The organism is Bradyrhizobium sediminis (assembly GCF_018736085.1).
Taxonomy (GTDB): Bacteria; Pseudomonadota; Alphaproteobacteria; order Rhizobiales; family Xanthobacteraceae; genus Bradyrhizobium; species Bradyrhizobium sediminis.
This window is the reverse complement of the sequence record NZ_CP076134.1, coordinates 314,774-337,443: the sequence shown is the minus strand read 5'-3', so window position 1 is coordinate 337,443 and position 22,670 is coordinate 314,774. Positions and strand designations below refer to the sequence as shown.

The 22,670-nt window shown below is 63.6% G+C and carries 20 protein-coding genes and 1 pseudogene; 10 read left to right on the top strand and 11 right to left on the bottom strand.

What is annotated here, in order from left to right; all coding sequences use genetic code 11:
- Nucleotides 1-135: 135 nt before the first annotated feature.
- The 6 genes from argG to KMZ29_RS01615 all read right to left on the bottom strand — a co-directional run bounded on the left by argG (nucleotide 136) and on the right by KMZ29_RS01615 (nucleotide 6,046).
- Nucleotides 136-1,473, bottom strand: a complete 1,338-nt coding sequence (gene argG / locus KMZ29_RS01640; protein WP_215622191.1) for an argininosuccinate synthase — start codon at nucleotides 1,471-1,473, stop codon at nucleotides 136-138.
- A gap of 113 nt (nucleotides 1,474-1,586) precedes the next feature.
- Complete coding sequence (locus tag KMZ29_RS01635; protein ID WP_215622190.1) at nucleotides 1,587-2,351, bottom strand: phosphatase PAP2 family protein; 765 nt, start codon at nucleotides 2,349-2,351, stop codon at nucleotides 1,587-1,589.
- 135 nt (nucleotides 2,352-2,486) lie between these two features.
- The gene (locus tag KMZ29_RS01630) at nucleotides 2,487-2,990 is read right to left on the bottom strand and encodes a hypothetical protein (RefSeq protein ID WP_215622189.1); all 504 of its coding nucleotides are present in this window, start codon (nucleotides 2,988-2,990) and stop codon (nucleotides 2,487-2,489) included.
- 151 nt (nucleotides 2,991-3,141) lie between these two features.
- Nucleotides 3,142-4,359 carry a dual-specificity RNA methyltransferase RlmN gene (gene rlmN, locus KMZ29_RS01625; RefSeq protein WP_215622188.1) on the bottom strand — a complete coding sequence of 406 codons (1,218 nt, stop codon included), beginning with the start codon at nucleotides 4,357-4,359 and terminating at the stop codon, nucleotides 3,142-3,144.
- A gap of 84 nt (nucleotides 4,360-4,443) precedes the next feature.
- Nucleotides 4,444-5,055, bottom strand: a complete 612-nt coding sequence (locus KMZ29_RS01620) for an invasion associated locus B family protein (protein WP_215622187.1) — start codon at nucleotides 5,053-5,055, stop codon at nucleotides 4,444-4,446.
- 151 nt (nucleotides 5,056-5,206) lie between these two features.
- Entirely contained in the window at nucleotides 5,207-6,046 is an 840-nt protein-coding gene (locus tag KMZ29_RS01615) for an SDR family oxidoreductase (protein ID WP_215622186.1), read from the bottom strand.
- A gap of 227 nt (nucleotides 6,047-6,273) precedes the next feature.
- Between KMZ29_RS01615 and KMZ29_RS01610 the strand changes: the two genes are divergently transcribed.
- The 3 genes from KMZ29_RS01610 to KMZ29_RS01600 all read left to right on the top strand — a co-directional run bounded on the left by KMZ29_RS01610 (nucleotide 6,274) and on the right by KMZ29_RS01600 (nucleotide 9,635).
- Nucleotides 6,274-7,248, top strand: a complete 975-nt coding sequence (locus KMZ29_RS01610; RefSeq protein WP_215622185.1) for an NADPH:quinone oxidoreductase family protein — start codon at nucleotides 6,274-6,276, stop codon at nucleotides 7,246-7,248.
- Nucleotides 7,249-7,542: 294 nt separating this feature from the next.
- Nucleotides 7,543-8,433, top strand: coding sequence for a hypothetical protein (locus tag KMZ29_RS01605; protein WP_215622184.1), 891 nt, complete (start codon nucleotides 7,543-7,545; stop codon nucleotides 8,431-8,433).
- A gap of 23 nt (nucleotides 8,434-8,456) precedes the next feature.
- Entirely contained in the window at nucleotides 8,457-9,635 is a 1,179-nt protein-coding gene (locus KMZ29_RS01600; protein ID WP_215622183.1) for a TAXI family TRAP transporter solute-binding subunit, read from the top strand.
- 27 nt (nucleotides 9,636-9,662) lie between these two features.
- Here the strand turns inward: KMZ29_RS01600 and KMZ29_RS01595 are convergent, their stop codons facing one another.
- Both KMZ29_RS01595 and KMZ29_RS01590 read right to left on the bottom strand, forming a co-directional pair.
- Nucleotides 9,663-10,055: a YkvA family protein gene (locus tag KMZ29_RS01595; protein WP_215622182.1), complete on the bottom strand. Its 393-nt coding sequence runs from the start codon at nucleotides 10,053-10,055 to the stop codon at nucleotides 9,663-9,665.
- 99 nt (nucleotides 10,056-10,154) lie between these two features.
- The gene (locus KMZ29_RS01590) at nucleotides 10,155-10,460 is read right to left on the bottom strand and encodes a 4a-hydroxytetrahydrobiopterin dehydratase (RefSeq protein ID WP_215622181.1); all 306 of its coding nucleotides are present in this window, start codon (nucleotides 10,458-10,460) and stop codon (nucleotides 10,155-10,157) included.
- 297 nt (nucleotides 10,461-10,757) lie between these two features.
- On the opposite strand from KMZ29_RS01590, the gene KMZ29_RS01585 reads away from it, so the two are divergent.
- From KMZ29_RS01585 to KMZ29_RS01570, 4 genes are all read left to right on the top strand, one after another.
- Complete coding sequence (locus tag KMZ29_RS01585) at nucleotides 10,758-12,107, top strand: TAXI family TRAP transporter solute-binding subunit (RefSeq protein WP_249779805.1); 1,350 nt, start codon at nucleotides 10,758-10,760, stop codon at nucleotides 12,105-12,107.
- Between the two features lie 136 nt (nucleotides 12,108-12,243).
- The gene (locus KMZ29_RS01580; RefSeq protein ID WP_215622179.1) at nucleotides 12,244-13,803 is read left to right on the top strand and encodes an alkaline phosphatase D family protein; all 1,560 of its coding nucleotides are present in this window, start codon (nucleotides 12,244-12,246) and stop codon (nucleotides 13,801-13,803) included.
- Between the two features lie 210 nt (nucleotides 13,804-14,013).
- Nucleotides 14,014-15,840 (top strand): translational GTPase TypA, encoded by a 1,827-nt coding sequence (gene typA, locus KMZ29_RS01575; protein ID WP_215622178.1) that lies wholly within the window; start codon nucleotides 14,014-14,016, stop codon nucleotides 15,838-15,840.
- 128 nt (nucleotides 15,841-15,968) lie between these two features.
- A complete protein-coding gene (locus KMZ29_RS01570) occupies nucleotides 15,969-17,225 on the top strand; it encodes a flavin monoamine oxidase family protein (protein WP_215622177.1) in 1,257 nt (418 codons plus the stop codon).
- Nucleotides 17,226-17,473: 248 nt separating this feature from the next.
- Here the strand turns inward: KMZ29_RS01570 and KMZ29_RS01560 are convergent.
- Together KMZ29_RS01560 and KMZ29_RS01555 are read right to left on the bottom strand one after the other, a co-directional pair.
- Nucleotides 17,474-17,644, bottom strand: a pseudogene (locus KMZ29_RS01560) (DUF2269 family protein); the annotation flags it as partial.
- Nucleotides 17,641-18,540 carry an alpha/beta hydrolase family protein gene (locus KMZ29_RS01555; protein ID WP_215622176.1) on the bottom strand — a complete coding sequence of 300 codons (900 nt, stop codon included), beginning with the start codon at nucleotides 18,538-18,540 and terminating at the stop codon, nucleotides 17,641-17,643. The gene KMZ29_RS01555 and the pseudogene KMZ29_RS01560, both read right to left, overlap by 4 nt.
- Before the next feature lie 280 nt (nucleotides 18,541-18,820).
- Between KMZ29_RS01555 and KMZ29_RS01550 the strand changes: the two genes are divergently transcribed.
- The 3 genes from KMZ29_RS01550 (at nucleotide 18,821) to KMZ29_RS01540 (ending at nucleotide 21,670) form a co-directional block, all read left to right on the top strand.
- Nucleotides 18,821-19,330, top strand: a complete 510-nt coding sequence (locus KMZ29_RS01550; protein ID WP_215604394.1) for a GNAT family N-acetyltransferase — start codon at nucleotides 18,821-18,823, stop codon at nucleotides 19,328-19,330.
- 179 nt (nucleotides 19,331-19,509) lie between these two features.
- Nucleotides 19,510-20,043 carry an inorganic diphosphatase gene (ppa, locus tag KMZ29_RS01545; protein ID WP_215604393.1) on the top strand — a complete coding sequence of 178 codons (534 nt, stop codon included), beginning with the start codon at nucleotides 19,510-19,512 and terminating at the stop codon, nucleotides 20,041-20,043.
- Nucleotides 20,044-20,188: 145 nt separating this feature from the next.
- Nucleotides 20,189-21,670 (top strand): M20 family peptidase, encoded by a 1,482-nt coding sequence (locus tag KMZ29_RS01540; RefSeq protein ID WP_215622175.1) that lies wholly within the window; start codon nucleotides 20,189-20,191, stop codon nucleotides 21,668-21,670.
- 103 nt (nucleotides 21,671-21,773) lie between these two features.
- Here KMZ29_RS01540 and folD read toward each other — a convergent pair whose 3' ends face one another.
- The gene (gene folD / locus KMZ29_RS01535) at nucleotides 21,774-22,658 is read right to left on the bottom strand and encodes a bifunctional methylenetetrahydrofolate dehydrogenase/methenyltetrahydrofolate cyclohydrolase FolD (protein ID WP_215604391.1); all 885 of its coding nucleotides are present in this window, start codon (nucleotides 22,656-22,658) and stop codon (nucleotides 21,774-21,776) included.
- Between the last annotated feature and the right edge of the window lie 12 nt (nucleotides 22,659-22,670).

Sequence of the window (22,670 nt, the reverse complement as noted above, 5' to 3'; positions counted from 1 at the left end):
ACGTCTTGATTACGGACGCCCGCAGCAGAGCCTCACAGCCCCAGCTTCTTCTTGCGCTGGCCGAGTGTGCGCAGCCGCAGCGCGTTGAGCTTGATGTGGTCCGCCGCATAATCCAAAAAGTTACGCCCGCGCGATTCAGCTCTTGTCGCTATCGAGCCTGAAGATGTCGGAGCCTTCCCTGGTCGATAGCAAGCCTGTCTCTCCGTAGAGATTCAGCTTGGCCCGGGTATCGGCGATGTCGAGGTTACGCATTGTCAGCTGGCCGATACGGTCCGCCGGCGTGAACGCCGCATCGCCCACCTTCTCCATGCTCAGCCGCTCGGGCTGATAGGTCAGGTTGGGGCTTTCGGTGTTCAAGATCGAATAGTCGTTGCCACGACGCAGCTCGAGCGTCACCTCACCGGTGACTGCGCGAGCCACCCAACGCTGGGCGGTTTCGCGCAGCATCAGAGCCTGGGAATCGAACCACCGCCCTTGATAGAGCAATCGACCAAGGCGCATGCCGCTGATCCGATATTGTTCGATGGTGTCTTCATTGTGGATGCCCGTGATCAGGCGTTCGTAGGCGATGTGCAGCAGCGCCATGGCGGGAGCTTCGTAAATGCCGCGGCTCTTTGCCTCGATGATCCGGTTCTCGATCTGGTCGCTCATGCCAAGGCCATGTCGGCCGCCGATGGCGTTGGCTTCGAGGAACAGCGCGACGGGATCGGCGAACGTCCGGCCGTTCAGCGCGACGGGCTGGCCCTCCACAAAACGCACGGCGACCTTTTCGGCGTTGACGATACAGTCGTCGCGCCAGAACGGCACGCCCATGATCGGATTGACGATCTTGATGCCACTGTCCAGGTGCTCAAGATCCTTGGCCTCATGGGTTGCGCCGAGGATATTGCTGTCGGTCGAGTAAGCCTTTTCGGCGCTCATCTTGTAGCCGAATCCATTGGCGGTCATGAACGCCGACATTTCAGCACGGCCGCCCAACTCGTCGATGAACTGCTGGTCGAGCCAGGGCTTGTAGATCCGAAGACTCGGGTTGGTCAGCAGGCCGTAACGGTAGAACCGCTCGATATCATTGCCTTTGTAGGTGGAGCCATCGCCCCAGATGTTGACGCCGTCCTCCTTCATTGCCGATACCAGCATCGTGCCGGTCACGGCGCGGCCGAGGGGCGTGGTGTTGAAGTACGCGATGCCGCCGGTAGAGACGTGGAAGGCCCCGGATTGGATGGCGGCAATGCCTTCGTGCACCAATTGCGTGCGGCAATCCACGAGCCGGGCTTTTTCGGCGCCGTATTCCAGAGCCTTGCGGGGAATTTCGTCGTAGTCGGCCTCGTCAGGTTGGCCGAGATTGGCGGTATAGGCAAAGGTGCGGGCGCCCTTCTGCTTCATCCACAGCAGCGCCGCGCTGGTGTCGAGGCCGCCCGAGAAAGCGATACCGACTTTTTCCCCCTTGGGCAGGCTTTTCAAGATCGTACTCATAGAGCTTCCAATCGGTCGAAATGACAGACGTCGTTTGCGGTTTGAGTGCGCGAATAACAAATTTCGCGCTGATGGGCACGCGTTTAATGGCGCCAGGCGTGATGAAGTCGAACTTACCGGGAGCGCCCGCGCGCCCGCAGCCTCGCCAGCAGCCGAAAAGCCGGCCAGCCGAAGCGCGTCAACCCGGCGTCGATCCCCTCGTCGGTCATCCGGGTCGACGGCCAGCGGTAGATGTAGCCGTGGACCAGCCAGATCACCAGGAACGTCACCAGCCCCGCCGCCGCGACGTCGGTGAAGAAGTGCCCGCCAAACGCCATCCGGAGCAGGCTGGTGGTCACGCCGAACACGGTCGCCGCGGCATAGGCGAGCGGCCGCCAGGCCGGCGGCGTCAGCGCCGCGGGCGCGTAGGTCCAGAACGCGGTGGCGCCTTCGCCGGAGAAGAACGAACAGTTGCGTCCGCAGCTGCCGCGCGGGTCCCACCACGGCACGAATTCCTGCGCGCCGTTGAATTGGGTCACCACCACTGGACGCGGCCGGCCCCAATAACTCTTGAAAGTGAGGTTGGTGAGAACGCCGGCGGAAAGCGTCAGGGTCACGAGCAGGAAGACGACCGCCCGCCCCGATATCAGCAGCGGCTTGTCCGGCCGCGCCAGCTTCACCACCAGCGCGACGATCGCCGGCGCCGCAAGGCCCCACGCAATCCACATCGCGGCATCGCGCGCGATCGCCGCCAGCGTGTTGAATTTCAGCGGGAACGATTTATTCGCCCCGTCGTAAAACAGCGCAGCCAGCTTCAGGTCGAGTTCGGGATAAATCCCGAACAGCAATCCGACAAAAAGCGAAATCGCCAGCGCGATGAAAAGTCCCGATCGGTTCATGGCGCGGGGTTTAGCCGAGGCGGTTGGGGATGAAAACCCCGTTACTGTCATTCCGGGATGGTCCGAAGGACCAGACCCGGAATCTCGAGATTCCGGGTTCGGCTCTACGAGCCGCCCCGGAATGACGACAATCGCTCATAACGGCGGCGGCGATTGCGGGGATGCTGACGGCAGCGGCGGCGGCGGGGGTGTCAGCGGCCGCGGCGGTTCGCGCCAGGCCCCGGCGTTGCGCCCGGCGATCATCCAGTAGACGAGGCCGGCGACGATCCCGGCGCCGGTCATGATTTCGAGATGCCGCCGGACGATCCCGTCGAAGCGAAGCGTCTCGGGATCAAACGGGACCAGGCCGAGATAGCAGGCCAGGCCGACGATGCCGCCGCCCAGCGCGTAGGCCAGCACGCTCCGGATATAAAACGCCTCGGTGATCGTCACCACGACCATCGCCGGCAACAGCGCAAAACCGCTGAGGAAGATGAAGCCGAAGCCGAGCAAAATGTTCACGGCGTCCTGATCGATCGGACCATCCCCGAGATCGCTGAATTCCGGAAACAGCACCGCGCCGACCACGATCATCCCCGCCACCAGGCAGGCGGCGAGGAAACCGAACAGGATGACGAACAGGCGGCCTATCAGTGCCATGTATCAAACCACCGTCATTGCGAGCGAAGCGAAGCAATCCATTGCCAACACGGAAAGAAAGCTGGATTGCTTCGCGGAGCCTGTCATCGGGCGGCGCTTTGCGCCGACCCGTTGGCTCGCAATGACGAATTGAAAGACGATTGCGCCATCTCTAATCCGTCATCGCCATGGCGCGTAGCGCCTGGCGCTCGCGCGTCGACAGTTTCTCGGTTTCCGATTTCAACTGGCCGCAGGCGGCGAGGATGTCGCGGCCGCGCGGCGTGCGCACCGGCGAGGAGTAGCCGGCGTTGAAGATGTATTCGGAGAATTTCTCGATCTGGTCCCAGTCCGAGCATTCATAGCGCGTGCCCGGCCACGGATTGAACGGAATCAGGTTGATCTTGGCCGGAATGCCCTTCAGCAGCTTCACCAGCAGCTTGGCGTCATCGAGCGAATCGTTGACGCCCTTCAGCATCACATATTCGAAGGTGATGCGCCGCGCATTGGATGAGCCGGGATAGTCGCGGCAGGCCTGCAACAGTTGTTGAATCGGATATTTCCGGTTCAGCGGCACCAGTTCGTTGCGCAACTCGTCGCGCACCGCATGCAGCGAGATCGCCAGCATGACGCCGATCTCGTCGCTGGTGCGGATGATGTTCGGCACCACGCCCGAGGTCGATAGCGTGATGCGGCGGCGGGAAATGCCGATGCCTTCATTGTCCGAAACGATCAGCAAAGCATCACGCACCGCGTCGAAGTTATACAGGGGCTCGCCCATGCCCATCATGACCACATTGGTGACGAGCCGGCCGCCGGTCGGGGTGTCGCGGTCGGCCCAGTCGTTGAGGCGGTCGCGCGCCACCATGACCTGGCCGACGATCTCGCCCGCGGTCAGGTTACGCACCAGCCGCTGCGTGCCGGTGTGGCAGAACGAGCAATTCAGCGTGCAGCCGACCTGCGAGGAAACGCACAACGTGCCGCGGTCGGTTTCCGGAATGTAGACGCACTCGACTTCGTGGGCCTTCTCGACGCTGTCGCCGCTCGGCAGCCGCAGCAGCCATTTGCGGGTGCCGTCGTTGGAAATCTGCTCCGCGACCACCTCGGGCCGCGCCACGGTAAAATGCTGATCGAGTGCGCTGCGCATTTCCTTGGAAATGCTGGTCATCTCGTCGAAATTCTGCGCGCCGCGGACATAGATCCAGTGCCAGAGCTGCTGCACCCGCATCTTGCGCTGCGCCGGGGCCACGCCGATGGCGCCGAGCCGGTCGGAGATCTCCGCGCGCGACAGGCCGACCAGCGACGGTTTGGCCGGCGGCACGTAGGTTTCGAGCGCGATCTTCTCCAGGGGCGTGCTGGCGCCGGAACCGGCTTCGGCTGAGGTGATGGTCATGGTCTCGTTCATGGAACATCAGATAGGCCTTCCGCGACCTGCGGGAAAGGCACCAAATGCATCGATTTTGGCGTTAAGACGCGCTCAGCGCCTGCAATCCTGCGCCAGCCGGTCGAGCGCCTGGGCAAGACCCTTCAGCGGGAAGACGTCCGTGGTCTCGGTGCCCTTGGCCGACATGCCCTTTACGGTCACATCGGCCGCCTTGCGCATGGCGTCCACCATCCGCTCTTCTTCGGCGGCGTTCTTGATCCAGAGCCCGTCGCCCTGGGTGTACATCGCGTAGGAAGCGCCGCCGACTTCCAGCGTCGATTCCGAGCCCGGCTTCAGCGTATAGCCGATCATGACCGAGACTTCGTTGACGACCTTTTCCGCCGGACGCGTGGAAACGAAGGCATAGGCCGGATCGCGCGGACGATTCGGTGGATTGGTTTTCGACGATGACGGCTTTGCCAGTGCGAAGCACACCTTCTTGCCGTTCGGCGTCGCGGTATAGGCGCCCCAGGTACCGAACTGGCCGATCAGTGTCGGCTCCGCGCCGCCAGCAACCGCAGCAGCGGGCTTGGCCTCCGGCTTTGCGGCCGGCTTGGCCGTACCTTTGGAGGCTTTCGACGACGCGCTCTGCGCCTGCGCGGGGTGAGCTACCCCACACACCAGCACACTCGCAACAAGGGATGTCAGAATTCGCCGCACGGACATGACCGGAACTGGTTCCCTCATTATTGTGACTGGAAGATGGCCCCGACATCCCGTTGTCACGGACAAATGGATAGCCGGGAAATGCCTTTTTGGGAAGGCAGTTACGGGATCGCGTGGCTGGGCATCGAGAACCCTGTAGCGCCGCGCTTCTTCAGCCTTTCGACCGCGCCGCGCGCTGCTTCTCCCACTGCGCGTCGGTCCATTGCAGCAGATCCTCGGCGCCGGAACTGCGCAAATGCGACCCGCCGTCCAGCACCACCATCTCGCCGTTGATGTAGCCGGCCCGATCGGAAATCAGGAAACTCGCGAGATCGGCAAGCTCGCCATGCTCGCCGACCCGGCCGAGCGGATTTTTCGAGGCCCACCCCCCATCGCGCCCTTCGGGCCGAAGCTGACCCGATGCACCCGGCGTGGGAAATGCGCCCGGCGCGATCGCCACCGTGCGGATGCCCTTGGGCCCCCACTCCACCGCCAAGCTCTTGGTCATCGCCAGCACGGCGGATTTCGCCATCGCGGAAGGCACCGTGAAGGCGCGGCCGGTAATGGTCGAGGTCGAGAGAATGCTCAGCACCACACCCTTGTGGGTCGTCTCGATCCAGCGCTTGCCGGCGGCAAGCGTACAATACATCGCGCCGTGCAGGGTGGGCGCGAGGATCGCGTCGGCGGCACGAAACGACAGATGCTCGGTCTGCGCGATGAAGGTCGCCGCGGCGTTGTTGACCAGCACGTCGAGCGGCGCCTCGCGCCAGACTGCATCCATCATGACATCGACCGCGGCGCCGTCACGAATGTCGCATCTGGCAACGCTGACCTTGCCGCCGAGGTCTGCGCGCATCTGCGCGGCCGTCTGCTCCAGCAGTTCAAGCCGGCGGCCGCAGATGATCAGTTCGGCGCCAAGCTCGACGAAGCGGCGCCCCATCGCAGCCCCGAGCCCGGAACCGCCGCCGGTGACCAGTATCCGCTTCCCCTTGAGCAGGCCTTTTTCAAACATCGTTTGATTCCCCTATGCTCTGTCATTCCGGAGCGACGCGCAACGCTGGATCCGGAATCTCGAGGTTATCGATCCCATTTGCCGCACGAGATTCTCCGATGTGCAATTGCACATCTGAGGTTCGCGCTTGCGCGCGCCCCGGAATGACGGCCTTCTATTGTAGCCCGGCCTCAAATCCGGCAAGAAGCGTCCAGCCTTCCTTGTGCGTCCGAAACTCAGGTGTGTCCATGAAAGCCATTCTCTGCTCGCAATATTGCGGCCCCGACGATCTCGTGCTGGCCGATGTGCCCGATCCCGTCGCCGGGCCCGGCGAGGCCGTGATCGCGATCAAGGCGGCGGCGCTGAACTTCTTCGACATCCTGATGATCCAGGGCAAATACCAGATCAAGCCGCCGTTCCCGTTTTCACCGGCAGCCGAAGTCGCGGGCGTGATCGAAAGCATCGGCGCAGGGGTCACCGACCTGAAAGTCGGCGACCGCGTGGTGGCGTCCTGCGGCCACAATGGCGCGCGCGAAAAAATCGCGCTGCCGGCCAATTCGATTGTCAGGATTCCCGACAATCTCGATTTCGATCGCGCCGCCGGGATCATCATCATCTACGGCACCGCGCTGCATGCGCTGGAGGATCGCGCCAGTCCGAAGCCCGGCGAGACCCTGGCGGTGTTGGGAGCCGCCGGCGGCACCGGTCTGGCGGCATGCGAACTCGGCAAGCTGATGGGCCTGAAGGTGATCGCCTGCGCCTCGTCCGACGAGAAGCTCGAATTCGCCAAGGCGCACGGCGCGGAACTCGGGCTGAATTACGCCAAGGAGGATCTCAAGGAGGGGCTGCGGCGACTGACCGGCGGCAAGGGCGCAGACATCATATTTGATCCCGTCGGCGGCACCTATGCCGAAGCCGCGCTGCGCTCGATCGCATGGGAAGGCCGCTTCCTGGTGATCGGCTTCGCCGCCGGCGACATTCCGAAGATGCCGCTCAATCTGGCGCTGTTGAAGGGTTGCGATATCCGCGGCGTGTTCTGGGGCGCGTGGGCCCGGCTCAATCCGGAAAAGAACCGCGCCAATCTGGAAAAGCTCGTGAAGTGGACCGCGGAAGGCAAGATCTCGTCACATGTCGACCGCACTTTCCCGCTGGCGCAGACCGCCGACGCCCTCAAGGTGCTCGCCGGCCGCAAGGCGATGGGCAAGGTGATCCTGCATCCCTGATGTAAGGCCGTCGAAGCACTGTGATTCCAGGCGCCGTGACGCATCCCCGTTTCGCGGGGATGATAGGCGTGCTCAAACACGGGCGGGGTTCCGCTGCAAGAACTGGTCAAGAAATCGACCGGTCTTGCCGCAATGAAATCAAGATATCTCCCGATTCGCGCCGGTGATGGTCGCTTTTTGGTCTGATTCAAAATGCGATTTAGAGCCTCAGTAGCGGGCGCTCGGTTACTAACAATAATAGTAAAATGCTGATGCCGGATGCCCGATGGTTGCGTTGTACGCGGAGGCATCACCATGGCGAGGAATACCGAGCTTACTTCATACGACGAGCAGGCGGTCGAGGCGTTTGACGAAGACGCAAACGTGCCCGAATACATGACTTACGGGTCCGCGCCGTCGATGGCGATGAGGGACTATTCCCCTCCCGAAGATATGCCGCTCTTTCTCTCCAATGATGTCGCAGAACCCAAACAGCGGGGCTTCGGCAGTGGCGGCGACAGAAATCCTGATAGAGCGCCGGTTTGGCCGCGCCTTTTCAAGGGAAGTATTCTGGTGGCATCCGCGGCGGGTATCGCGTTTGCGATCGCATCGGTGGAAAATCCCCTCGCCCTGTTTGCGAACGCCAAGGCATCGCTGATCGGCGCGGCGCCGGTTCAGTCCAGCGCCACGGCAGCATCGGCTTCGGAGCCTGTCGTTGCCGTGCGGGCGGTCGCCGCCCAACCAGCACCGGCCAGTCAACCGGCCGCCGTCATCGGCGCTTCGCCGCCGGCCGCACGGGCCGCGCCGACGCGCGACGAGATCGCGCTCGCCCTGAAGGCTGCCGCTCATCAGAGCCCGCCAGAAATCCGTCAGCCTGCGGCGGTCGCCGGCGCACCACCGCCACCACCACCGCCGCCGGCTCGACGGCTCGACGCTGAAGAGCTCGCGACCCTGCTGAAGCGGGCGAGGAGCCTGATCGAGATTGGCGACATCGCGCCAGCGCGATTGCTACTCGAACGCGCCGCCGATGCGCACGAGGCCAGCGCCGCTCTGATGCTGGCTCAGACCTACGATCCGGCCGTGCTGGGAACGCCGGATACGAGAAGCATCACTCCAGATCCGGCGAAAGCGCGTGAATGGTACCGGAAGGCGGCCCAGTTCGGTTCGCAGGATGCGCAGCAGCGCCTCAGTCAAATACAGAATTAAGTTTCACGATAACAGGGGACACCATGCAACGCATATTTGGGATGGCGATGATCGCCGTGATGATGGTTTGCGGCTTCGCCGCCCGGGCCGCCGACGATAAGGAGTTTGACCCGGCAAAGGTCAGCGAAAGCCTCAAGGCGATATTCCAGTTCGGATCGGTGGAGACAAAGAAGGCCTTGAACGCCAACACGGTGACGGTGATGTCCGGCACCATCGGCGGCACCTATGTTCAGTTCGGCGCGGACCTGGCGTCGGTGCTCGATGACGGAAACAAGCTGCGCGTGCTCTCGATCATCGGCCGCGGCTCGGTGCAAAGCGTCGCCGATATTCTGTTCCTGCAGGGCGTCGATCTCGGAATCGTACGGTCCGACACCCTCGACTATCTCGAGAAAAAAGGCTTCGCGAAGGACATCAAGAAACAATTCACCTATGTGACCAAGCTCTACAATGAAGAGATGTATGTCATCGCGTCGAAATCGATCCGCAGTATGAAGGATCTCGAGGGCAAGACCGTCAGCGTCGACCTTCCAAACGGCGGCACCTTCATCACGGCCTCGATCGTATTCGAACGGCTCGGAATCAAGCCGAAGTTCGCTTATATCGAGCAACGCATCTCGATGGAGAAATTGAAGGCCGGCGAGATCGACGCCGTGATCTGTGCCGGAGGCAAGCCGTATAAGTCAGTCAGCCAGTTCAAGGATGACCGGTTTCACCTTGTTCCAGTCGAATACGCCAAGCCTCTGCAGGGCGACTATCTGCCCGCCACCCTGACCGCGAAGGATTATCCCAATCTGATTGCGGATGGGGAGCAGGTCGACACAATTGCGGTTCCGGCGGTGCTGGCGGCCTATAATTGGGCGCCCAACACCGAACGTTACCGAAAGCTCGCACTGTTCGTGGATAATTTCTTCACGAAATTCCCGACCTTTCAGAAACCGCCCTTCCATCCGAAATGGAAGGAAGTTTCGCTGTCGGCTCAGCTGCCGGACTGGCAACGCTTTCCGGCCGCCAAGCAATGGCTCGACGAGCACAAGATCGAGCCCGTCGCGCGCAGCCGGTTCGACGAGTTCCTGAAGCAGAAGACGGCCGCCGGGAGGCTGCCTTCGGATCCCGAACGGGAAGCGCTGTTCAAGCAGTTCCAGGCATGGGAGGCCGAGCAGAATGCGCGGGCGCAGATCCGCACCCCGCAAAGGCAGCGCTAGCGCCTGAACCCGGCAGGCCGGGGCCGCTCAGGCCTCGGCCTCGCCGGCATCGGCGCCGCCGATCCCCCGCTTCAATGCGGCACGGGCGGCATCCCGATGCTCCTGCGTGATGTGGGTCGCTACCATCCGGATCGCGGTCGCGAGCACCGCGGCGTCGTCGGTAAAGCCAAGCACCGGCAGCATGTCGGGAACGAAATCGAACGGCAGGATGAAGTAGGCGATCGCCCCCAATAGCGCCACCTGCACATGGCGCGGCGTCTGCCGGTCGAACGCGCAATAATAGGCCGCAAGCAGTTCCTCGGCGAACGGCAGTTTGGCCACCACCCGCTTCAGCTTGATCCAGAAGCGACGCCGCACGCTTTCGCGGTCTTTTGCGAGCTCGTCGGCCGGCTCGAAGCCCACGGTGTGTTCGGATGCCATCGCTTGGGCTCTCCTGAAGCTGGGCGGCAGAGCGCCGCCGCTGGCGCGCCTAAGAATTGGGGATGCCGTGCCCCCGCTGCAAGATTGCGGGGAAGGCGTTCAGGCGACGCCGAGCTGTCTGGCGATCGCGTCCATGGCCCTGGCGAGATCGATGTCGAGGGCGGTGACACCGCCGGCATCATGGGTTGCCAGAACCACCTCCACCGTCTTGTAGACATTGCGCCATTCGGGGTGATGGTCGTTCTTTTCGGCCGCCAGCGCGGCGCGGGCCATGAACCCGAACGCTTCGTTGAAATCCCGGAAGGTGAAGGTTCGCGCAATCGCGTCGCAGCCGGGCGTATCGGTCCACCCCGGCAGCTCCTTCAGGGCTGATTTGCGCGCCTCCGCCGACAGCCGTTCCGCCATGATCGCCTCCGTTTCACGCCAACTTTACCCTAACACCGGAACGCGCCTTCGAGATCCCCGGAGGTTTCGCCGGCGATCCATGCCACAATAAGGCGGCAAATCCGGTGCAGAGCCGGCCGGTAACCATGACGCCGATAGAACCCCGCGCCGGCAGGAAATTTGCTAGACTGTTTTTCTAACCGCATTGGCAACATGAATTTGAACGTCAAACGATTGTTTGCGAGATCGATGACCGGAGGGCTCGACCTGGTCGGGCCGCCAGTGCCGCCATCCCCCCGTTCGGTAAAGCGGAGGATAATGTTCGTCACGCTGGCGGGGATCCTTGCCGTCATCGGCGCGGTCGCGGGGGCTTACTATTATGCGATGCGCCCGGTGACCCTGCGGATCGCGGTCGGTCCGGCCAACAGCGACGACGTCAGGGTGGTGCAGACGCTGACGCAAGCCTTCATCCAGGCGCGCAGCCAGGTCCGCTTGCGTCCGATGCAGACCGATGGCGCCTTGGCGAGCGCCAACGCGCTGGCCGAAGGCAAGGCCGATCTCGCCATCGTCAGGGGCGACCTCGACGTGCCGAAAAATGCCCAGGCCGTGGCGACGCTGCGCAAGAACGTCGCGGTGCTGTGGGTGCCTCCGCAAGCCAGGGTCAAAGGCAAGAAGGCTGCGCCGAAGATCACGAAGATCGTGCAACTCGCCGGACGCCGAGTCGGCGTGGTCGGACGCACCCAGGCCAATGTCAATTTGCTCAAGGTGATCCTGAAGCAGTACGGCGTCGATCCGAACAAGGTCGAGATCGTGCAATTTCCGGCCCATGAGGCCGCGGACGCTCTACGCAACCAGAAGGCCGATGCCTATCTCGCCGCCGGGCCGGTCAACAGCAAGATCACCGCGGACGCGATCGCCGCTTCGACGCGCGATGGCGGGGTTCCGACCTTCCTCGCGATCGATTCGGCCGAGGCGATCGCACAGAACCATCCGGTTTACGAGGCCTCCGAAATACCCGCCGGCACCTTCGGCGGCTCGCCCGCCAAGCCCGAGGAAGAAGTCAAGACGATCCGCTTCTCCCACCACATCGTGGCGCGAAAGGGCGTCTCGGAATCGACGATTGCTACCTTCACCCGGCAGTTGTTTGCGGTACGCCAGACCCTGAAGACGGATTTCCCGCTGGCGGCGCAGATCGAGACCCCGGATACCGACAAGGATGCCGTACTCCCCGCACATCCCGGGGCTGCCGCCTATGTCGACGGCGAAGAGAAGACCTTCCTCGATCGCTACAGCGATTTCATCTGGTGGGGGTTGATGGCGCTTTCCGCCATGGGATCGGCCGGCGCGTGGTTCGCCGGCTACCTGAAGAAGGACGAGCGCAGCAACAACAGCTCGTTGCGCGAGCGGCTGCTGGACATGATTGCGGCCGCGCGCCGCAGCGATTCCACCGAAGAACTCGACCGCATGCAGGCCGAGGCGGACGATATCCTGCGCGATACGCTGCACTGTTTCGAGGGCGGCGCCATCGAGGAAGGGGCGTTGACAGCTTTCAATATTGCGCTCGACCAATTCCATAACGCGGTAGCCGACCGCAGGGCATTGTTGATGAGCATGTCACAAAGCCTGCAGCGGGCGGGCGCGCAGTTCCGCGCGACCGGCACGCTGTAATTGCACCGTCACACGATCTTCCTATAGCGTTTTCCCGCGAAGCAGCGACTGATAACAGGGCATCCGTCATTCCGGGCGATGCGAAGCATCGAACCCGGTTCGCCATACTTCGAGTCGAACTCCAAACGAGGCTCGCATGCCAACCAGATTTCGCCGTCGGATTTCCCGACGCCGCTTCCTCACGACAGGCGCCGGTGCGCTCGGCGCTATCGCGATGCCCTATCTCAGCCGGGCCGCCGACCGGCCGCAAATCAGCCACGGCGTGCAATCCGGCGATGTCGGCGTCGATGGCGGCGTGGTATGGTCGCGCGCCGACCGGCTATCGCAAATGATGGTGGAAGTTGCGACCACCGAATCGTTTGGCAATGCGAGGGCCTTGCCGCCGGTCGCGGCGCTGCCCGAGAGCGACTTCACCGCAAAAATGCTGCTGGAAAATCTACCCGCCGGGCAGGAGATTTTCTATCGCGTCCGATTCCGCGACCTCGCGCATACCGGCATATCGAGCGAGCCGGTCGTCGGCCGTTTCCGCACCGCGCCTGCCGATCGCCGCGACGTCAGCTTCGTCTGGGGCGGCGATGTCGCGGGGCAAGGCTGGGGTATCAATCCCGACGACGGCGGCATGGTCACTTTCGCCACCATGCGCAAGCACCGGCCGGATTTCCTGCTGCACTCAGGCGATACGATCTACGCCGACGGCGTCATTGCCGCCGAAGTGAAGCTCGCCGACGGCAAGATCTGGAAGAACGTCACGATTCCGGAGAAATCAAAAGTCGCCGAAACGCTCGACGAGTTTCGCGCGGCGCACAAATACAATTTCCTCGACCACAATCTGCGCGCCTTCAACGCCGAGGTGCCGATCTTCGTGCAGTGGGACGACCACGAGGTCGTCAACAACTGGTCGGCGTCAAAACAGCTCCCCGCCGCCTACAAGGAGCGCGACGTCATGCTGCTCGCCGCGCGCTCGGCCCGCGCGTTCCACGAGATGTATCCGTTGCGCCAAAGCCTCGCCGAGCCGGACCGGATCTACCGCGCGCTCAACTACGGGCCGCATCTCGACGTCTTCATGCTGGACGAGCGCAGTTATCGCGGCGCCAACAATCCCAATCTGCAGACCGAATACGGTCCCGAGAGCTACTTCCTCGGACCCGATCAGCTGGCGTGGCTGAAGCGCGGACTATTGAACTCGCGCGCCACCTGGAAGGTGATCGCCTCCGACATGCCGCTCAGCATCATCGTTCATGATGACTGGCTCGACAAAAAGGGTTCGGAGGCGATTGGGCAGGGCGACGGGCCGCCGCGCGGCCGCGAACTCGAAATCGCCGATCTCCTGCGCTTCATCAAGTCGGCCAGGATCGCCAACACCGTGTGGCTGACGGCAGACGTGCACTACGCGGCGGCGCATTACTACAATCCGGACAAGGCGCAATTTCAGGATTTTGAGCCATTCTGGGAGTTCGTCTCCGGACCGCTTCATGCCGGCACTTTCGGGCCCAACGACCTCGACAACACTTTCGGCCCGGAGGTGAAGTTCATCAAGGCGCCCGGCCCGGGCAAGCAGAACCTGCCGCCGTCCGCCGGGATGCAGTTCTTCGGTCATGTCAGAATAGACGGCGAAACCGGGCAGATGGCTGTGACTTTGCGGGATCGGGCCGATGTGGCGCTGTGGTCGACCACTTTGGACCCGAAAATCGGCTAACCAAATGCGAAACAAGCCATTGTTTTTTGGCGTTTTCTGAATATATTGCGCCGCAACGAGTAAGGTGTGCCCGGTCCTTTTGGCCGGGCTTCCTTTTTGGGCGCCGCGGGCGCCCTCCGATTTCAGGTTTTTGAGCGCGATCCGGAAAAGTGGGTCCCGGTTTTCCGGTGAGATCGCGCTCCAGCCATTGTCCGAGCCAGAAGAACAGCTATGAACCTTCGCAACGTCGCCATCATCGCCCACGTCGACCACGGCAAGACCACGCTGGTCGATCGCCTGCTGCAGCAATCCGGCACCTACCGCGACAACCAGCGCGTGGTCGAGCGCGCCATGGATTCCAACGATCTGGAGCGCGAGCGCGGCATCACCATCCTCGCCAAGGCAGCGTCGGTGCAGTGGAAGGACACCCGCATCAACATCGTCGATACCCCGGGCCACGCCGATTTCGGCGGCGAGGTCGAGCGCATCCTCAACATGGTGGACGGCGCGCTGGTGCTGGTGGACGCCGCCGAAGGCCCGCTGCCGCAGACCAAATTCGTGGTCTCCAAGGCGCTGAAGGTCGGGCTGAAGCCGATCGTCGTCATCAACAAGGTCGACCGGCCGGACGCACGTCCGACCGAAGTCATCAACGAGGTGTTCGACCTGTTCGCGGCGCTCGATGCCACCGAGGAACAGCTCGATTTCCCGATCCTGTACGGGTCGGCCAAGCAGGGCTGGATGGCGGAAAGCCCCGACGGTCCGCAGGACGCCGGCATGCAGCCGCTGTTCGACCTGATCCTGCGCCATGTCGCGCCGCCGACGGTCGAGGAAGGCCCGTTCCGCATGATCGGCACCATCCTCGAGGCCAATCCCTATCTCGGCCGCATCATTACCGGCCGCATCACCTCCGGCTCCATCAAGCCCAACCAGGCCGTCAAGGTGCTGAGCGCCGACGGCAAGCTGATCGAGAGCGGTCGCATCACCAAGATCCTCGCCTTCCGCGGCATCGAGCGCACCCCGCTTGAGGAAGCCGAAGCCGGCGACATCGTCGCCATTGCCGGCCTCACCAAGGGCACCGTCGCCGACACCTTCTGCGACCCCTCCGTCGATACGCCGCTGGTGGCGCAGCCGATCGATCCGCCGACGGTTTCGATGTCGTTCATCGTCAACAACTCGCCGCTCGCCGGCACCGAGGGCGACAAGGTCACGAGCCGCATGATCCGCGACCGCCTGCTGCGCGAGGCCGAGGGCAACGTCGCGCTGCGCGTCACCGAAGCCGCCGACAAGGATTCCATGGAAGTCTCCGGCCGCGGCGAACTGCAGCTCGCGATCCTGATCGAGACCATGCGCCGGGAGGGCTTTGAGCTTTCGGTGTCGCGTCCCCGCGTCGTGCTGCAAAAGGACGAAGCGACCGGCGAATGGAAGGAGCCGATCGAAGAAGTCGTGATCGACGTCGACGAGGAGCATTCCGGCGTCGTCGTGCAGAAGATGAGCGAACGCAAGGCCGAGATGATCGAGATGCGCCCCTCCGGCGGCCACCGGCTGCGGCTGGTGTTCTACGCGCCGACCCGCGGCCTGATCGGCTATCAGGGCGAGCTCCTGACCGACACTCGCGGCACCGCGGTCATGAACCGCCTGTTCCACGGCTACGCGCCCTACAAGGGCGACATCCAGGGCCGCCGCAACGGCGTCTTGATCTCCAACGACCAGGGCGAGGCCGTGGCCTATGCGATGTTCAAGCTGGAAGACCGCGGCCCGATGATGATCGAGCCGGGCTGGAAGGTCTACAAGGGCATGATCGTCGGCGAGCACACCCGCGACAACGACCTCGAGATCAACATTCTCAAGGGCAAGCAGCTCACCAACATCCGCACCACCTCGAAGGACGAAGCGGTGCGCCTGACGCCGCCGATCCGGATGACGCTGGAAAAGGCGCTGGCCTATATCGAGGACGACGAACTGGTCGAGGTGACCCCGAAGTCGATCCGGCTGCGCAAGAAGTTCCTCGACGCCAACGACCGCAAGCGCGCGGAAAAGGCCAAGGAAGCGGTGGCTTAAGCGGCGAATAGGGAGTGGCGAATAGCGAGTGGGAAGAGGCGAGTAGCGAGTAGCGAATAGAAGGCGTTTCCGTAGCGCCCTGTTTCCGGTACCCTATTCGCTATTCGCCACTCACCACTCGCCCTCTCATGTCTCTCCCCTCCGAAGTCGACGTTGCCGTCATCGGCGCGGGCGCCGCAGGCCTTGGCGCCGCGCGGGCGCTGGAAAATTCCGGACTCTCCATCATCGTGCTGGAAGCGCGCGACCGCGTCGGCGGGCGCGGCCACACCATCATGGCGTCGCCCGAGGTCACTTTCGACCTCGGCTGCGGCTGGCTGCATTCGGCCGACCGGAATTCCTTCGTCGAGATCGCCGGGCGACTCAATTTCGAGATCGACAAGACCCGTCCGCCCTGGCGCGAGCAGAGTTACGACAAGGCCTTTCCACCGAAGGAACGCGCCGACTTTATCGGGGCACTCGATGCCTTCTACGACCGCGCCGAGGACACCGCAGAGCAACTGCGCAAGGACGGCCGCGACGGCGCCGCCAGCACCTGTCTCGAGCCCGGCAATCGCTGGAACCCGATGATCGACGCGATCTCGACCTATGTGAACGGAACCGAACTCGACCGGGTCTCGCTCCTCGACATGGACGCCTATGAGGACAGCGAGATCAACTGGCGGGTGCGGCGCGGCTTCGGCGCGCTGATCGCGGCCTATGGCGCGCCCTGCTCGCTCGCGCTGAATACCCAGGTCACCCTGATCGATCATTCCGGACCGCGCCTGCGGATCGAAACCTCGCGGGGCACCTTGAGCGCCGGCAAGGCGATCGTCACCGTCCCGACCAACCTGATCGCCCATGAATCGATCCGCTTCCACCCGGCGCTGCCCGCCAAGGTCGACGCCGCGCGCGGCCTGCCGCTCGGCCTTGCCGACAAGGTGACGCTGGCGCTGGACCGGCCCGAGGCGCTGCCGAAGGATGGCAACCTGCGCGGCGCCACCATGCGCACCGCGATGGGCGCCTTTCATCTGCGCCCGTTCGGCCAGCCCTGCATCGAGGGCTTTTTCGGCGGCCGCTTCGCGCAACAACTGGAAGACGCCGGCGACGGCGCGCTGGCCGCGCAAAGCATCGACGAGATCGCGGGCCTGCTCGGCAATGACTTTCGCCGGCGATTAAAGCCGCTCAAGGAATCGCGCTGGGCCCACGACCCCTTCGCGCGCGGCTCCTATTCGCACGCACTGCCCGGCCACGCCGGCGACCGCGCCGTGCTCGCCGCACCCGTCGATGGGCGGCTGTTCTTTGCCGGCGAGGCGACCTCGCCGGATTTCTTCTCGACGGCGCATGGAGCGCGCGATTCGGGCGAGCGGGCGGCTGGGGAGGTCTTGGACTCTCACGGTAGGGACTGATCGAGACTGCCAGCCTAATTCAATCGATTGTCACCGTGTATTTGAAATCGGCGCAGCCATCCATGCCGCCTTCAGTGCCGCAAATACGAAGCATGAATGAATCGGGACCGCGATGTCCTGCCTGGGTGCTGTAGGTGTAGCGGCCACCCTCTCTGAGGGAGATCGACCCATGTTGCGGCGCTGACTCCCGCGCGAAAACCCGCCGAGCAAGCTTCTCCCGAGCGGGCTCGAATGGTCATCGGCCAAGGCAGCGTGAACAGCATGTCGGCGATCACCACGATGGCCGCGGTGCGCGCGATGAAGGCCGGATCGCGGCTGCGATGCGCCATCAGCATGAAGAAGGCGATGCCGGTCCCGGTGCCGAGAATGACTGTCGCGCCGAGCACGCGCAGATATTTGATGAGGAAATAGAGCGTCATCGCTGCTTGATCGCGATCGGCATGCGCGCCTTCAGCGCGCGATCCAGCTCCGGTCCGGCGATTTTCACGCCGGCTTCCGATTCCGGCAGCCAATGCCCCTCGCTGCCCGACGCCGCCAGCACGCGAAACCAAACCTTGCCGCCGCCGCTGCGGAATGCATCGGCCATCCGCCGCGACAGGTCGGGCGAGAAGTACGTGTCGTTGGCCGCCACCAGCCAGGTCACCGGCACCCGCGCCGCCTTGCCGAATTCGGCCGCCGCCGAAATCAGCATATGCGGCGCACAAACCTGATTGGGCAGATCATTGGCGTGGCCGCCGCGGCCGGGCGCAAAAGCGATGATGGCCGAGACGCTTTTCGGGTCTTCGCTCGCCAGCGCCAGCGCGCCCCATGCGCCGGCCGAGTGCCCGACGATGACCATGCCCTCCGGCCGGATAAAGGATGCCTTGCGCAGCACACCTGCGGCTGCGGCGATCGCATCCGCGGTAGCGCGTCCGGCGCGCGCATAATTGGCTTGGTCGCAACCGCCCTGGTCCTCCAGATAGCGCCCGCCGGTGGCGCCGTGGCCGGGGCGTTCGGGTACCAGCACGGCAAAGCCGCGCGCCACCAGCCAGGCTGCGAGCGCGCGGTATTCGGGCGGTGGCATTTGCGCACGACGCAACACGTTCTGCGTGGAGGCGTGTGCAATCACCGCCAGCGGAAACGGTCCATCGCCGGGCGGACGAAACAGCAGGGCGCGCGCCGCGACGTCCATGGCCGGCGACGGCACCCGCCATTGCTGCATGCGGTTCGGTTCGGCCTCCGCGCCTTGCGGGCCCAGCCCATCCTGCGCGGGCGCGCCTCGAGTAAAGACCGCGCCAACCGCAACGAGGACCAAAAGCGCTTTGAGCAATTGCATGAATTTGCCTGACGCAGCCCGAGGGACAGAGCCCGGATTTGCGGAACAGAATACCCACGACGAATCACATTGAGGGGATTTTCCGCGAGCGGATCGGCCGAGATTCAGCGGTCCCGACCGCTTTTGCACCGCCGAGCGTCGGCAAAATGCCCGCTTGAGGCGCCTTCTTGTCCTTTTTCGGTACAGCTGGCCGACAGAACTGATGCAGAAAATCCACAGGTTAACCGATAATTAACGATAGACCTTGAAGCGGGCGCGCTGACTTGCTTTGATTGCCTCCATGAGCACAACCCTGATCGAGGTTCGGCCGGCCAAAGCTGCGGACGCAGCCGCGGTGGCGTCTACCCATGACGAAGCCTGGCGCTCGGCCTATCAGGGCATCATTCCCGGCGCCGAGCTGGAGAAGCTGATCAACCGCCGCGGCCCGCAATGGTGGGACAGCGCGATCCGCAAGGGCAGCCGCGTCAGCGTGCTGGTGTTCGGCGACAAGGTCGCCGGCTACGCCAATTACGGCCGCAACCGCGCGCGCAGCCTGCACTTCGAAGGCGAGATCTACGAACTCTATCTTCGGCCCGAATTCCAGGGTCTCGGCTTCGGCCGCCGGCTGTTCACCGCCGCACGGCGCGACCTGCTGCAGAGCGGGCTGAAGAGCATGGTGATCTGGGCGCTGTCCGATAACGATGCCGCGACGGAGTTTTATCGCGCCCTCGGCGGCCGCATGGTCGCGCGTTCCTCGGAAAAATTCGGGCCCAAGTCGCTCGACAAGGTCGCGTTCGCCTGGACCAACTGAGGGCGGCGTTTTGCTCCACCCGTCATTGCCGGGCATAGCCGTCCGAAGGACGGCGTCGCTTCCGCTTGCCTATGACCCGGCAATCCATCATTTTCTAAAGCGTCTTTTGAAAGTGCGATGGATACGCGGGTCAAGCCCGCGTATGACATCCGTACTCATCTACCCACGCGGAGCCATCCATGCGCATTGACGCCATTTCGATCGGAATCAATCCGCCGCATGACGTCAACGTCATCATCGAGGTCCCGGTCGGCGGCGAACCGATCAAATACGAGATGGACAAGGAGGCCGGCACCCTGGTGGTCGACCGGTTTCTCTATACCGCCATGCGCTATCCCGGTAATTACGGCTTCATCCCGCACACGCTGTCGGGCGACGGCGACCCCTGCGACGTGCTGGTTGCGAACACCCGCGCCATCGTTCCGGGCGCCGTCATGAGCGTGCGGCCGGTCGGCGTGCTGCTGATGGAAGACGAGGCCGGCGGCGACGAGAAGATCATCGCCGTGCCTTCATCGAAGCTGACCCAGCGCTACGACAAGGTGCGCAACTACAGCGACCTGCCGGAGATCACGCTGCAGCAGATCCAGCATTTCTTCGAACACTACAAGGATCTCGAGCCCGGCAAATGGGTGAAGGTCCTGCGCTGGGGCGGTGCCGAGGATGCGCACAAGCTGATCGTGGAAGGCATTGCGCGCGCCAAGGCGAAGAAGTAGGCGCTGGCCCACCGAATGGGCTCTTGATAACGAATTTCGTCATGCCCGGCCTTGCGCCGGGCATCCACGTCTTTAATAGCGTACGGCAAGCAAGACGTGGATGGCCGGGACAAGCCCGGCCATGACGAGAAACCTGAGAATCTCCATGCGCCGACTGCTGAAAATCATCCGCAACCTCCTGCTGCTCGTCATCGCGGCGATCATCGTTCTCGCCGGCGTGCTGCTGTTGAACGTCTTCACCCACGGCTCGCGGCAGATTCAGGTCGCTGCCGCACCGCGTGCGCCGGTTGACCAGCAGGGCGCGGCGATACGGCTGAGCGAGGCGATCCGCTTCCAGACCATTTCGAATTTTCTCAATCCCGATCAGGATGCCGAGGCGCTGCGCGGCCTGCGGGCGCATATCGAAAAAAGCTTTCCCGCGTTTCATGCCGCGGCCAGACGCGAAGTCATCGGCGGCCACAGCCTGCTCTACACATGGGAGGGCACCGATCCCAAGGCTCGGCCGATCGCGCTGCTCGCGCATCAGGACCTGGTGCCGGTGGCGCCGGGCACCGAGAAGGACTGGCAGCATCCGCCCTACGACGGCGTCATTGCCGACGGCTTCATCTGGGGCCGCGGATCGTGGGACGACAAGGGCAACCTCTATTCGATGCTGGAAGCCGCCGAACAAATGGCGAAAGCGGGCTTTCGCCCGAAGCGAACCGTCTATTTCGCCTTCGGCCATGATGAAGAAGTCGCCGGCGTCAGGGGAGCCAAGGCCATCGCCGCCACGCTCGCCTCGCGCGGCGTCAAACTCGACTTCGTGCTCGACGAAGGCCTCTTGATCACCGAAGGCATCATGAAGGGCCTCGACAAGCCGGCCGCCCTGATCGGCGTTGCCGAGAAGGGCTATGCGACACTGGTCCTGACCGCGCATTCGACCCCCGGCCATTCCTCGATGCCGCCGCGCCAGACCGCGATCGGCATGATGAGCGCGGCGCTGGCGCGGCTGGAAGACCATCGCCTGCCGATGCAGGTTCGCGGCGCGGTGGCGGAGATGTTCGACACGATCGCGCCGGAAATGAGCGGCTTCAACCGCGTCGTGCTGTCCAACCTCTGGCTGTTCAAGCCGCTATTGCTGCGCGAATTCGAAAAGACCGGGCCCACCGAGGCGATGGTCCGCACCACCACCGCACTGACCATCTTCAATGCCGGCGACAAGGATAACGTGCTGCCCGGTAATGCGGCTGCGACCGTCAACTTCCGCCTGCTGCCGGGCGACACCCAGGGCAGCGTGGTCGATCACATCCGCTCGACCGTCAGGAACGACCGCATCTCCGTCGAGCCGTTTCCCGGCAATACCGATCCGCCGCCGGTGACCGGCACCGAAAGCCCATCCTTCAAGATGCTCAATCGCACCATCCGGGAGATTTTTCCCGACGTCGTCGTGGCCCCCGGCCTGATGGTGGCAGCGACCGATTCGCGCCATTTTACGGAAATTACCGACAAGATTTTCCGGTTCTCGCCGGTGCGCGCGAATTCGGACGACCTGAAACGGTTTCACGGCACCAACGAGCGCCTCAGCATCGAAGGCTATGCCGACATGATCCGGTTCTACCGGCGGCTGATCGAGAATAGCGCGGGGTGACGACCCACAACCGTCATTGCGAGCGAAGCGAAGCAATCCATAGCGCGGCAAACGCGAAGATGGATTGCTTCGTCGCTGTCGCTCCTCGCAATGACGGCAGAGGCTACACCGCCGGCTTCGGCAAACCGTGAATCGCGCATGCCGCGCGCAGCGTGTTGACCAGGAGGCAGGCCACTGTCATCTGGCCGACGCCGCCGGGCACCGGCGTGATCGCGCCGGCAACTTCCGACACTTCCTGAAAGGCGACGTCGCCGACCAGCCGGGTCTTGCCGTCGGCGGCGGGCAACCGGTTGATGCCGACATCGATTACGGTGGCGCCCGGCTTGATCCAGTCGCCGCGCACCATCTCCGGCTTGCCGACGGCGGCATATACCAGATCGGCGCGGGCACAGAGCAGCGCGAGATCGCGCGAACGCGAATGCGCGATCGTCACCGTAGCGTTCTCGTTGAGCAACAGTTGCACCAGCGGGCGACCGACCAGATTGGAGCGGCCGATGACGATGGCGTTCATGCCTTCGAGCGAGGCGTGCACGCTCTTGGTGAGAATGATGCAGCCGAGCGGCGTGCAGGGCGACAGCGCCGCAAAACCGCCCGCGAGCCGGCCGGCATTGTTCGGATGCAGCCCGTCGACGTCCTTGGCGGGATCGATGGCGTTGATGATGGTCTCCGTAGCAATCGATTTCGGCAGCGGCAATTGCACCAGGATACCGTGCACGCTCGAATCGCGATTGAGCCTTGCGATCAGCGCCAGCAAATCGGCCTGCGCGACGTCGGCCGGCAGCACGTGCTCGAACGACGCCATGCCGGCTTCCTGCGTCTGCTTGTGCTTGCTGCGGACGTAGACCTGGCTGGCGGGGTCGCTACCGACCAGCACCACCGCGAGCCCGGGCGTCAGCCGGTGCTCACGCTGCACACGGGCCACCTCGGCGGCAACCCGGGCGCGAAGCTCTGATGCAATGACCTTTCCATCGATGATCCGGGCCGTCATTTCAATCCTTCT